Source organism: Pantoea sp. SGAir0215 (assembly GCF_043543215.1).
Window position 1 is genome coordinate 1,807,113 of sequence record NZ_CP028031.1, and the last position, 11,906, is coordinate 1,819,018.

Consider the following 11,906-nt stretch of genomic DNA (forward strand, 5'->3'; position numbering starts at 1 on the left):
TCATAGCCAGTCATGTCGACGTTAAAAATCAATTTTTGGTGATTTTTGTCACAAATGGCTGCTATTAATTTGTAGAGCGAATTAATTTGTTATTACACTCCTCAGCACTGAGTGTAATGCCGTCAGAAGCGGGCTGCTGACATAACAACATTAAGCGGCAGCCATGCAATAAGTCAGTTTCAATGGGGGAAAAGGTCAATGTTAAGTTACTTACAACGTGTGGGGCGGGCCCTGATGGTGCCGGTCGCTACGCTGCCCGCAGCAGCAATTTTAATGGGAATAGGGTACTGGATCGATCCTGACAGCTGGGGTGCAGGCAATGCCTTTGCCGCGTTGTTAATTAAATCCGGTGGCGCGATCATCGAAAATATGTCGGTGCTGTTCGCCATTGGCGTTGCATACGGCATGTCAAAAGATAAAGACGGTGCGGCTGCACTGACCGGCTTTGTGGGCTTCCTGGTCGTCACTACGCTGTGTTCACCGGCTGCTGTAGCCATGATCCAGAAAATCCCGGTGGCGGACGTGCCGGCGGCGTTTGGAAAAATCAGCAACCAGTTTGTCGGTATTCTGGTAGGCGTGCTGTCCGCAGAAGTCTATAACCGTTTTAGCCATGTAGAACTGCCCAAAGCGTTCTCATTCTTTAGCGGGCGTCGGCTGGTGCCTATTCTGGTGTCCTTCCTGATGATTCTGGTGGCATTTATCCTAATGTACATCTGGCCTGTCATCTTTAATGGTCTGGTGAGCTTTGGTGAGCATATTCAGAAACTGGGATCGGTTGGTGCGGGTGTTTACGCCTTCTTTAACCGTTTGCTTATTCCGGTTGGCTTACATCATGCGCTGAACTCCGTTTTCTGGTTCGACGTAGCAGGCATTAACGATATCCCTAAATTCCTCGGCGGTGCGCAGTCACTGGCAAATGGCACTGCTATCCCGGGCATCACTGGCCGCTATCAGGCGGGTTTCTTCCCAATTATGATGTTCGGTTTGCCGGGCGCGGCGCTGGCAATTTACCATTGCGCTCGCCCTGAAAACCGGGCAAAAGTGGGCGGTATCATGCTGGCGGCCGCTTTCGCAGCATTCTTTACCGGTATCACCGAACCGCTGGAATTCTCCTTTATGTTCGTGGCACCGGTACTGTATGTCATCCATGCTGTACTGACCGGCATCTCGGTCTTTATCGCTGCCAGCATGCACTGGATTGCCGGCTTTGGCTTCAGTGCGGGATTAGTGGATATGGTGCTCTCTACCCGTAATCCCCTGGCGACGCACTGGTACATGCTGATTCCGCAGGGCCTGGTGTTCTTCGTGATTTATTATCTGGTCTTCCGCTTTACCATCAAAAAATTCAACCTGATGACCCCAGGTCGTGAACTGGCGGTAGCGGGGGATGAAGCGGACGGTTATGACGTGAACGTTGATACCACTGATAATGGTGAAAGCGCCACGGAATCACTGGCACGCCGCTACATCGGCGCGGTGGGCGGTTCAGACAACCTTACCGCCATTGATGCCTGTATTACCCGTTTACGTCTGAACGTGAAAGATGCGGGCCAGGTTAACGAAGGTGTGGCAAAACGGCTGGGCGCGTCGGGTGTGATTCGCCTCAACAAGCAAAGTGTCCAGATTATCGTGGGTACCCAGGCGGAAAGTATCGCCACGGCCATGAAAAAAGTGCTGGTGAAAGGCCCGGTTGCTGGCGCAGCCAGCAGTGGCAGTGCGCCAGCCCCCGCTAACGAGGCCAAACCCCAGGCCGTCCTGAACAGTGAAAAACGCGTTATCGCAACGCTGGTGGCCCCGGTGAGCGGTGAGGTTATCGCACTGGATGCGGTGCCGGATGAGGCTTTCGCCAGTAAAGCCGTGGGTGATGGCGTGGCGATTAAGCCGAGCGATAAGCGCGTCGTTGCGCCTGTTGCCGGTACGGTGGTGAAAATTTTCAACACGAACCATGCTTTCTGTCTGGAAAGTGAAAACGGGGTAGAGATCGTCGTGCACATGGGGCTGGATACCGTGGCGCTGGACGGTCAGGGCTTTACCCGTTTAGTGGAAGAGGGTGCACAGGTCACAGCAGGCCAGCCGGTGCTGGAGATGGATCTGGACTATCTTAACGCCCATGCCCGCTCAATGATCAGTCCGGTGGTGGTGAGCAATATTGAAGACTTCGCCGGTTTAACGCTGCTGACGCAGGGCCAGGTCATCGCCGGTGAAACCCCGCTGTATGAAGTAAAAGGCTAATTCCCTGTATCCTCAACAAAAGGCAGGAAGCGATTCCTGCCTTTTTTATTTTAATCGCCCAACAAACGGTTGTTTCTCTGCAACGCTTTGTGGATCATACCCGGATATTACGTGGTATAAACCACCCATTCTATGCGTTGAGGATTTTGAGATGAGTGAGGCTGAAGCCCGCCCAACGAACTTTATTCGTCAGATTATTGACGAGGATTTGGCGAGCGGTAAGCACAGCAGTGTGCATACCCGTTTTCCGCCAGAGCCAAATGGTTATCTGCATATCGGCCATGCTAAATCAATCTGCCTGAATTTCGGTATTGCACAAGATTATCAGGGCGAGTGCAATCTGCGTTTTGACGATACCAATCCGGTCAAAGAGGATATGGAGTTCGTCGAATCCATTAAGCGTGACGTGCAGTGGCTGGGTTTTACCTGGAGCGGCGAGGTTCGTTATTCATCTGACTATTTCGACCAGCTTTATCACTATGCCGTTGAACTGATCAACAAAGGCCTGGCCTACGTTGATGAACTGACGCCAGACGAAATTCGTGAATACCGCGGTACCTTAACGGCACCGGGTAAAAACAGCCCTTACCGCGACCGCAGTGTGGAAGAGAACCTCGCGCTGTTTGAAAAAATGCGCAATGGCGAGTTCGCAGAGGGCAAAGCCTGTCTGCGCGCGAAAATCGACATGGCTTCCAGCTTTATCGTCATGCGCGATCCGGTGCTGTACCGCATCAAGTTTGCCGAGCATCATCAAACCGGCAATAAGTGGTGCATCTACCCGATGTACGATTTCACCCACTGCATTTCGGATGCGCTGGAAGGCATTACGCACTCCCTTTGCACGCTGGAATTCCAGGACAACCGCCGCCTGTATGACTGGGTGCTGGATAACATTACTATTCCTGTTCATCCGCGTCAGTATGAGTTTTCGCGCCTGAATCTGGAGTATGCGGTGATGTCAAAACGCAAACTGACGCAGTTGGTCAGCGAGAAGCATGTTGAAGGCTGGGACGATCCGCGCATGTTAACCGTGTCGGGTTTGCGTCGTCGTGGTTACACCGCGGCCTCCATTCGTGAGTTCTGCCGCCGCATTGGTATCACGAAGCAGGACAACATCGTTGAAATGGCTTCGCTGGAATCCTGTATCCGCGACGATCTTAATGAAAATGCGCCGCGGGCGATGGCGGTGCTGGATCCGGTGAAAATTGTGCTGGAAAACCTGCCTGCCGGGCACAATGAAGTGCTCAGCATGCCAAATCATCCTAACAAACCGGAAATGGGCACACGCGATGTTCCCTTTAGCCGCGAAATCTGGATCGATCGTGCCGACTTCCGCGAAGAGGCGAATAAGCAATATAAGCGCCTGGTGCTGGGTAAAGAAGTGCGTCTGCGTAATGCCTATGTCATCCGTGCGGAACGGACCGCGAAAGATGAAGAAGGCAATATCACCTGCATCTACTGCACCTGTGACGTCGATACGCTGAGCAAAGATCCTGCTGATGGCCGTAAAGTCAAAGGGGTTATCCACTGGGTCTCAGCTGAACATGCACTACCGGCAGAATTCCGTCTGTATGACCGTCTGTTCAGCGTCCCGAATCCGGGTGCGGCGGATGATTTTCTGACGACAATCAATCCGGATTCGCTGGCGATTAAACACGGCTTCGTTGAACCCGGTCTGCGTGACGCAGAAGCCAGTGCGCCTTATCAGTTCGAACGTGAAGGCTATTTCTGCGCTGACAGTGTGTATTCAACACCGTCGCAGTTAGTGTTTAACCGTACTGTTGGTCTGCGCGATACCTGGGCGAAAAACGGCGAATAATTTACGCCGCATGGTCATCAGATGATCGGTAAAGGGCGAGCAATCGCCCTTTTTTATTGGGTGGATTTTTTTTAGCGCCGACATTTGTCCTGAACCCGTTTAATTCGATTAATTTTACTTCTGTGGAATCGCTCTCAGTTTAATTTTTTTAATAACTTTCCCGGTGTGAATTATTTTTTTTCAGGTACGCTAACCCTCTGTAGTCTTTGTTTGCGGGTTAAAAAGGAAAAAAATGACAGTTTTCGCACAGGAAGCCAAACACAGCGTTGTCGTCTTACATCAACTCATTGAACATATTTTTAACCACAGCCGTGACAGTGGTGACAGCTTTCATCTGCTGCTTTCTCATTTTCATCCTGACTTCCAGATGGTCACGCCACAGGGCAAGATGCTGAACCTCAATGAGGTTGAAGAACTCTTTCGCCGCTTACAGGGCGCACGGGAAGGGATGCGCATCGCGACCAGCGAACATGTGATCCTGTCAGAGCACGCTAACGAGGTCACCATTCAGTATCGGGAAGTGCAGATGATGAATGGGGAAAATAAAAGCCGCATTTCCGTTGCGATTCTGGACTGCTCCACCTCGGTGCCCCGCTGGCGCTACCTGCAGGAAACGCTGGTGGCGTGACTGACAGGCACAAAAAAGCCGATGCAGGCATCGGCTTTTTCTTTACCCTCTGACAAACGTTACTTGTCGTGCAGTGTTTCGTCTTCGCGGCAATCGCCCAGGGCACAGTGACCATACAGGTACAGGCTGTGGTTGGTGAGCTTAATACCGTGACGGGTCGCGATATCACGCTGACGCGTTTCAATAGACTCATCACTAAATTCAATGACTTTACCGCAATCCAGACAGATCAGGTGATCGTGATGGTGCTGCTGCGTCAGCTCAAACACCGATTTACCGCCTTCAAAGTTGTGGCGGGTCACAATGCCGGCATCGTCGAACTGGTTCAGTACACGGTAAACCGTGGCCAGTCCAATCTCTTCGCCCATATCAATCAGGCGTTTATACAGATCTTCCGCGCTGACGTGATGGCATGCAGGTTCCTGAAGCACTTCCAGAATTTTGAGTCTGGGCAGGGTGACTTTCAGGCCAGCCTTCTTTAATGCGGTGTTGTTGTCAGTCATGCGGATATTGTCCTGTTACTTTGGTCACTCTTGTGGCATGTAGCCTGTATGTCGATCGACCGCCATTCTCATTTGCGTCTCATTATAGAACTGATGCGCTGAAATGAAAACCGATGCTGCCTGCGATGAAACCGTGGCGATGTTCGCGGTACAAAGCATGGAGGGCGGGCTGGCTACCATTTCGCGTTGTATCATCTCAATTCCAGGGAAATAAGCAGATGATCGATGCGGGTATTCTACAGACTAAATGCGGAAAGTTACAAAAATGTAGCTATTATTTTTATAGGAAAAGCCATTGATGCAGTGTGGACCAGCGCCCACACTGCGCTCACGGCTATCAGGCTTCGATAATTTCTTTGAGTTGCAGTTCATCGAAGATCTGCTTAACCCACTTGTCGACGCGTTCGTTCGTCAGTTCTGGCTGGCGATCTTCATCAATCGCCAGGCCCAGGAAGTGGTTATCGTCTGCCAGACCTTTTGAGGCCTCGAAGTGGTAACCCTCGGTTGGCCAGTGGCCCACGATAATGGCACCGTTAGGTTCGATGATGTCACGAATGGTGCCCATCGCGTCACAGAAGTACTCGGCGTAGTCTTCCTGATCGCCACAACCGAACAGCGCCACCAGCTTACCGTTGAAGTCGATCTCTTCCAGCGTCGGGAAAAAGTCATCCCAGTCGCACTGTGCTTCACCATAGTACCAGGTCGGAATACCCAGCAGCAGGATGTCAAAGGCTTCCAGATCTTCTTTAGTGCTTTTCGCGATGTCGTGAACCTCTGCAACGTCTTTGCCCAGTTGTTTCTGGATCATTTTTGCAATGTTTTCGGTGTTACCGGTATCGCTGCCAAAGAAGATGCCTACGATTGCCATGGGTAAAATAACCTCTTAAATCCTGATGATAGAATGAATGCCTGAGCATATTCAGCAAATGATAGCAGACCACGCAAAAGGGCGGAACTTGTAAAGCCGCGACATTTGTTTCTGTGTGCGGTTTGCGTGCGTTAGTCCAGTTTGAGTTGCGCCAGCAGCATTTGTTCAATTAATTCACTGCGGCTGAGATTACGCTGTTCAGCCAGCGTATTAAGCGCTTCTACCGCCTGGCTGTTCATTTTGAGTTCGACACGGCGAAGCCCGCGCCCTTTGTCACGTTTCAGTTGATTGCGTTTATTGATACGCAGCTGTTCATCACGCGTAAGCGGACTGGTTTTAGGGCGACCAGGGCGACGCTCGTTAGCGAACAGATCGAGCGTCGTGCGGTCAGTGTTTTCTTTTGCCATGGCTTAGTACAACTGAATGGGCGCACACGGATCGTTCCGCTGCGCAGATTAAATTACTGGCTTTTACCGTGGATACGCGCCCACGGCAAAAATTTAGCGCGCCATCATACTCCAGGCTAACCATGGACGCCAATCCTAAACTTTTACAGCCAGTTAAGCGGATTTATCGTGCAAAAAAGCGGCGAATGCTGCGTAAAACAGCATCAGGTTTTTCGGCGTGGACCCAGTGACCTGCACCGCCAATCACGTGCGCCTGCGCGGCGGGAAACTGTTGCAGTATCGCGTCACGGTACTGATTGTCCAGATAAGGGGAGTCACCACCGCGAATGAACAACGCCGGGTGCGGCCACACGGGCACCGTTTCCCAGCCGGTGATATGCGCATAGTTGTCCCAGAGCGCTGGAACGTTAAAGCGCCATTCACCGCTACTGAACGATTTCAGGATGAACTGAATCACACCTTCTTCATTAAGATGCTGACGCATAATTTCGGCCGCCTCACTGCGCAGCGTCACGCCCGCGTCGGTGACGGCTCGGATCGCGGCAAAAATTTCGTCGTGGCGGCGCGTCTGATAGTCGACGGGCGCAATGTCGATCATCACCATCTGTTCTATCCGCTCAGGGGCCAGGGCGCTCATCGTCATGGCAATTTTACCGCCCATGGAGTGACCAATGACGGAAAGGCGCTCAATGCCCTGCGCATCAAGCGTGTCCAGCATATCCTGGGCCATAACCTGGTAGGTCATCTCGTCAGCGCGCGGAGATAAGCCATGATTACGCACATCAACCTGGATAAGCGGATGGTCATCTTTCAGACCGCGCGCCAGAACGCCGAGGTTATCAAGACTGCCAAACAAACCGTGAATGAGCAGAACGGGTGTGGAATCAGCAGAAGATTGTTCAGTTTGCAGACGGGCATTCAAAATCATAGCAAAGTTCTTAAGTGTGAGACCTGCGCTTAGGTTATCATGGTTTCACCTTTTCAGGTGCGCTGCTTCCGGTGGCATTAGGACATATTCTGACTTTTGCCCCTAAACCGTTTGAATGCTATCAGCCTGTCTGAATTTAACTTTATAATCTTCATGTTAGAACCTGCACACGGCCTGAAACCCCGGTGTTTACCTCTGGATTTTCAGAAAATCGCGGGTTCTGTCGTGAGTCAAAACCGTACGGAATAAGATGAAAACGATCGAAGTTGACGAAGAGCTCTACCGTTATATTGCCAGCCACACGCAACATATTGGCGAAAGCGCATCCGATATTCTGCGCCGTATGCTGAAGTTTACTGCGGGTCAGACAGCCACCGCGACCGAAACACAGCCTGTTGCCGCCTCGCAGCCGTCTAAAACGGCACAGTCGGCAGGGAATGAGTCACGCCCTCAGGATCGTGTTCGTGCGGTGCGCGAGTTGCTGCTTTCTGATGAATATGCAGAGCAGAAGCGGGCGGTAAATCGCTTTATGCTAATCTTGTCAACGCTCTATCGTCTGGATACGGCCGCGTTTGCTGAGGCGACCACCTCCATGCAGGGCCGTACGCGCATCTATTTTGCAGGCGATGAGCACACGCTGCTGCAAAGCGGCACCCATACCAAGCCGAAGCATGTGCCCGGCACGCCGTACTGGGTCATTACGAATACCAATACCGGTCGTAAACGCAGCATGATCGAACACATTATGCTGTCGATGCAGTTCCCATCGGAACTGGCTGAGAAAGTTTGCGGCACCATTTAAACTGAAGCGTCAGGGAGAAGCGCCAATGGCCAATCACCCCCGTGCCGGGCAGCCTGCCCAGCAGAGCGATTTGATTAACGTTGCACAATTAACTTCACAATATTATGTCCTGCAGCCCGATGTGGCGAATCCAGAACATGCGGTGAAATTTGGCACATCAGGCCATCGCGGTAGCGCAGGACGTCACAGCTTTAACGAAAAGCACATTCTGGCGATTGCGCAGGCGATTGCGGAAGAGCGTAAAAAGAACGGTATTACCGGCCCGTGCTATGTGGGTAAAGATACGCACGCGCTGTCTGAGCCCGCGCTGCTGTCCGTGCTGTCCGTGCTGACCGCAAACGGGGTTGATGTGATCGTTCAGCAGGATAACGGTTATACGCCAACGCCTGCGATTTCGAACGCTATCCTTGAACATAACAAATCCGGCGGCCCACTGGCGGATGGCATTGTGATTACGCCGTCGCACAATCCCCCGGAAGATGGCGGCATTAAATACAATCCGCCAAACGGTGGGCCGGCAGATACCAACGTTACCAAAGTGGTGGAAGACCGCGCGAATCAGCTGTTGAAAGACGGCCTTAAAGACGTTAAACGTCTGTCACTGGATCAGGCCTGGGCCAGCGGCCACATCCATGAAAAAGATCTGATTCAGCCTTACGTGGAAGGTCTGTCACAGATCATCGATATTCCTGCGATTCAGAAAGCGGGCCTGAAGATTGGTGTCGATCCGCTTGGCGGTTCCGGGATCGCTTACTGGCAGCGTATCGCTGAGCACTACAAGCTGGATCTGACGCTGGTGAATGACGCTGTCGACCAGACTTTCCGCTTTATGCACCTGGACAAAGATGGTGTGGTGCGCATGGACTGTTCGTCCGAATGCGCCATGGCGGGGCTGCTGGCCTACAAAGACAAATTCGATCTGGCCTTCGGAAACGATCCGGATTATGACCGTCACGGCATTGTTACCCCTGCCGGGCTCATGAATCCAAACCATTATCTGGCCGTTGCGATCAACTATTTGTTCCAGCACCGTCCGCAGTGGGGTCAGGACGTTGCCGTGGGTAAAACCCTCGTGTCCAGTGCGATGATTGACCGGGTCGTGGACGATATTGGCCGCAAGCTGGTAGAAGTCCCGGTGGGCTTTAAATGGTTCGTGGATGGCCTGTTTGATGGCAGCTTTGGTTTTGGCGGCGAAGAAAGTGCGGGCGCGTCATTCCTGCGCTTCGACGGCACACCCTGGTCAACCGATAAAGACGGGATCATCCTGTGTCTGCTGGCGGCAGAAATTACGGCCGTAACGGGCAAGAACCCGCAGCAGCACTATGACGAACTGGCTGCACGCTTCGGTGCGCCAAGCTACAACCGTCTGCAGGCACCGGCAACATCGGCGCAGAAAGCCGCATTGTCGAAGCTGTCACCTGAAATGGTTAGTGCAGATACGCTGGCGGGCGATCCGATTACCGCGCGCTTAACGGCCGCTCCCGGTAACGGCGCGTCTATCGGTGGACTGAAAGTCATGACGGAAAACGGCTGGTTCGCTGCGCGTCCATCGGGCACCGAAGACGCGTATAAGATCTACTGTGAAAGCTTCCTGGGCGCAGAGCACCGTGCGCAGATCGAGAAAGAAGCCGTCGAGATTGTCAGTGAAGTGCTGAAAAACGCCTGATAAATCTGTTAAATAAAAAAAGCGCCGCTGGCGCTTTTTTTATGGCATGAACCGGTAGCCGATACCGGTTTCCGTCAGCAGGTGAACGGGTTGGGTCGGATTGGCTTCAAGCTTTTGCCGCAGATGGCCCATATAAATGCGCAGATAATGGCTGTGTTCGACAGCATTGGGTCCCCAGACCTGATTCAGCAGCTGACGCTGCGTCAGAACTTTCCCCGCGTTATTCAGTAATGTGGTCAGCAAACGAAACTCGATGGGCGTAAGGTGAACCTCTTCGCCCGCGCGCAGCACACGGCGTGCGGCAATATCGACGACCACGTCGGCGAAGCTGACCTTCGGATCGGGGTGCTTCCCGGCATGACGCCGCAGGGCGACCCGAACACGCGCCAGCAGTTCACCAATCCCAAAAGGTTTAGTCAGGTAATCATCGGCACCAGCATCCAGTGCGTCAATTTTGTCCTGCTCGTCAGTACGGGCAGAGAGAACAATAACCGGCAGCGTGCTCCACTGGCGGAGTTCACCAATAAACGTCTTGCCGTCGCCATCAGGTAAACCCAGATCAAGGATGACTAAATCGGGCTTTCGCGTGGCGGCTTCGATCAGCCCACGTTGCAGCGTCTCAGCATCGAAAACCTTCAGGCCTTCACTTTCCAGCGCGAGGCGCACGAAGCGGCGAATTTCTTTCTCATCTTCAATGATTAAAACCGTGGTCACACCAATCCTGCCATTGCCTGAAAAGGGAAAACACACTGTATCAACTTTTCTGGCGTTCGTCCGTGTTGCCATGAAATCCGTTGAAGGATCACCTCTGTAACTCATAATTAACCTGGGTATAACGGCCAGGTAAACTTACCCGTGCAGAACAAAAAAGACGCAAATTTAGTGGTCAGATGAGTAGTAAAATCATCCAACCCGGCGTAATATTAGACACAGATCACATTTATGACGTTTTTTTACTCAGGAGGCTGCTATGTACCGCACCTATCCACTTCACAAAATTATTTTGCGCCGAACGCTGGTCATCCTGTCAGGTCTGCTCGCTCTGCCAGTTATGCTGTTTCGTCAGGATCGGGCGCGCTTCTACAGCTACCTGCATCGGATGTGGTGCAAAACCAGCGCCAAACCGGTCTGGCTGGCGCAGTCTGAAGCAGCGGCGGGTATTTTCTGGTAAGTCCCTGCTGTGCGGTTGATTTTACGCCGCGCAGGCAGGGGGACAAATCCCGACAGAGGGGATTGCCAGCGTTTTCAGACGTGCTTATCTGTTTCCACCTGCAGTGTGCTGTGGCCCGGTATTAAGGGCGACACAGCGCCTCTTTTTTCCCTGTTCGTTCCGTCACGCAGCTTAGTTGCGCCTTAGCTTTGCGCCAGTGAAGCAGGAAACCTTCCCAGTGTCCGCGTAAGCCGCCCCGTTCGCCAGTGCCCATTCACGGGCATCCTTTCCTTGTTATCTGATCCGTAGCCCCGACATGGCAGCCCCGACGGGCACCGCACCTTACGCGCTTCAGAACCCGCTGCAATATCGCCCACAGGCAGAAGCACTGACGGCAGACCGCTAGCGTTTAGGCACCGGCGGGGCAAACTGCAGCGCGCCTGCGATACGGTTCCAGGCATTGATCGCGGCAACAGCCGAGGTAAGAAACGCGATTTCCTGTTTATCGAAGACGCGGCTGACCTCAGCATACACCGCATCAGAAACCGGCTGCTGCGCCATTAAGGTCAGGGCCTCTGTCCAGGCCAGCGCCGCACATTCCCGCTCCGAATAGATACCGGTTTCGCGCCATACGGCGACCAGATCCATTTTTACCGGGCTCAAATCGGTCTTACGCGCCAGATTGAGATGGTACTGGAGGCAAAAAGCGCACGCATTCAGCTGTGAAGCGCGCAGTTTGATCAGCTCAGTGAGCGATTTTTCCAGCCCGGAATCGTCAACGGCTTTGCCCAGCATCGCTAAGGCTGCCACCACATCGGGTGCGGTATGTTCGAACGAAGACCAGTCGCTGCGACGGTGATTAAGTGATGTCACGATATACCTCATCTGTTAATATAAGAATTC

12 protein-coding genes are annotated in these 11,906 nt (G+C 52.7%); 6 read left to right on the top strand and 6 right to left on the bottom strand.

Annotation, left to right across the window (positions count from 1 at the left end; translation table 11 throughout):
* Positions 1 to 198 precede the first annotated feature (198 nt).
* The 3 genes from nagE to C1N64_RS08540 all read left to right on the top strand — a co-directional run bounded on the left by nagE (position 199) and on the right by C1N64_RS08540 (position 4,679).
* Positions 199 to 2,232, top strand: a complete 2,034-nt coding sequence (gene nagE / locus C1N64_RS08530; RefSeq protein WP_039337948.1) for an N-acetylglucosamine-specific PTS transporter subunit IIBC — start codon at positions 199 to 201, stop codon at positions 2,230 to 2,232.
* A 151-nt stretch (positions 2,233 to 2,383) separates the two neighbouring features.
* Positions 2,384 to 4,051 carry a glutamine--tRNA ligase gene (gene glnS / locus C1N64_RS08535; protein ID WP_006118428.1) on the top strand — a complete coding sequence of 556 codons (1,668 nt, stop codon included), beginning with the start codon at positions 2,384 to 2,386 and terminating at the stop codon, positions 4,049 to 4,051.
* A 232-nt stretch (positions 4,052 to 4,283) separates the two neighbouring features.
* Entirely contained in the window at positions 4,284 to 4,679 is a 396-nt protein-coding gene (locus C1N64_RS08540; protein WP_033739315.1) for a hypothetical protein, read from the top strand.
* A gap of 59 nt (positions 4,680 to 4,738) precedes the next feature.
* Here C1N64_RS08540 and fur read toward each other — a convergent pair whose 3' ends face one another.
* The 4 genes from fur to ybfF form a co-directional block, all read right to left on the bottom strand.
* On the bottom strand, positions 4,739 to 5,182 hold the full coding sequence (fur, locus tag C1N64_RS08545) for a ferric iron uptake transcriptional regulator (RefSeq protein WP_033739317.1): 444 nt from the start codon (positions 5,180 to 5,182) through the stop codon (positions 4,739 to 4,741).
* 337 nt (positions 5,183 to 5,519) lie between these two features.
* Complete coding sequence (fldA, locus tag C1N64_RS08550; protein WP_006118431.1) at positions 5,520 to 6,050, bottom strand: flavodoxin FldA; 531 nt, start codon at positions 6,048 to 6,050, stop codon at positions 5,520 to 5,522.
* A 131-nt stretch (positions 6,051 to 6,181) separates the two neighbouring features.
* Entirely contained in the window at positions 6,182 to 6,457 is a 276-nt protein-coding gene (ybfE, locus tag C1N64_RS08555) for a LexA regulated protein (protein ID WP_006118432.1), read from the bottom strand.
* 163 nt (positions 6,458 to 6,620) lie between these two features.
* Positions 6,621 to 7,385, bottom strand: coding sequence for an esterase (gene ybfF, locus C1N64_RS08560; RefSeq protein WP_263756849.1), 765 nt, complete (start codon positions 7,383 to 7,385; stop codon positions 6,621 to 6,623).
* A 250-nt stretch (positions 7,386 to 7,635) separates the two neighbouring features.
* Here ybfF and seqA point away from each other — a divergent pair, with 250 nt between their 5' ends.
* Both seqA and pgm read left to right on the top strand, forming a co-directional pair.
* On the top strand, positions 7,636 to 8,187 hold the full coding sequence (gene seqA / locus C1N64_RS08565) for a replication initiation negative regulator SeqA (RefSeq protein ID WP_006118434.1): 552 nt from the start codon (positions 7,636 to 7,638) through the stop codon (positions 8,185 to 8,187).
* A gap of 25 nt (positions 8,188 to 8,212) precedes the next feature.
* A complete protein-coding gene (pgm, locus tag C1N64_RS08570; RefSeq protein ID WP_033739321.1) occupies positions 8,213 to 9,853 on the top strand; it encodes a phosphoglucomutase (alpha-D-glucose-1,6-bisphosphate-dependent) in 1,641 nt (546 codons plus the stop codon).
* A 39-nt stretch (positions 9,854 to 9,892) separates the two neighbouring features.
* On the opposite strand, the gene kdpE is transcribed toward pgm, so the two are convergent.
* Positions 9,893 to 10,567, bottom strand: coding sequence for a two-component system response regulator KdpE (kdpE, locus tag C1N64_RS08575; RefSeq protein WP_006118436.1), 675 nt, complete (start codon positions 10,565 to 10,567; stop codon positions 9,893 to 9,895).
* Between the two features lie 256 nt (positions 10,568 to 10,823).
* Here kdpE and C1N64_RS08580 point away from each other — a divergent pair, with 256 nt between their 5' ends.
* The gene (locus tag C1N64_RS08580; protein ID WP_054634317.1) at positions 10,824 to 11,024 is read left to right on the top strand and encodes a YbfA family protein; all 201 of its coding nucleotides are present in this window, start codon (positions 10,824 to 10,826) and stop codon (positions 11,022 to 11,024) included.
* A 381-nt stretch (positions 11,025 to 11,405) separates the two neighbouring features.
* Here C1N64_RS08580 and C1N64_RS08585 read toward each other — a convergent pair whose 3' ends face one another.
* Positions 11,406 to 11,876, bottom strand: coding sequence for a carboxymuconolactone decarboxylase family protein (locus tag C1N64_RS08585; protein WP_277281665.1), 471 nt, complete (start codon positions 11,874 to 11,876; stop codon positions 11,406 to 11,408).
* Positions 11,877 to 11,906: the final 30 nt, after the last annotated feature.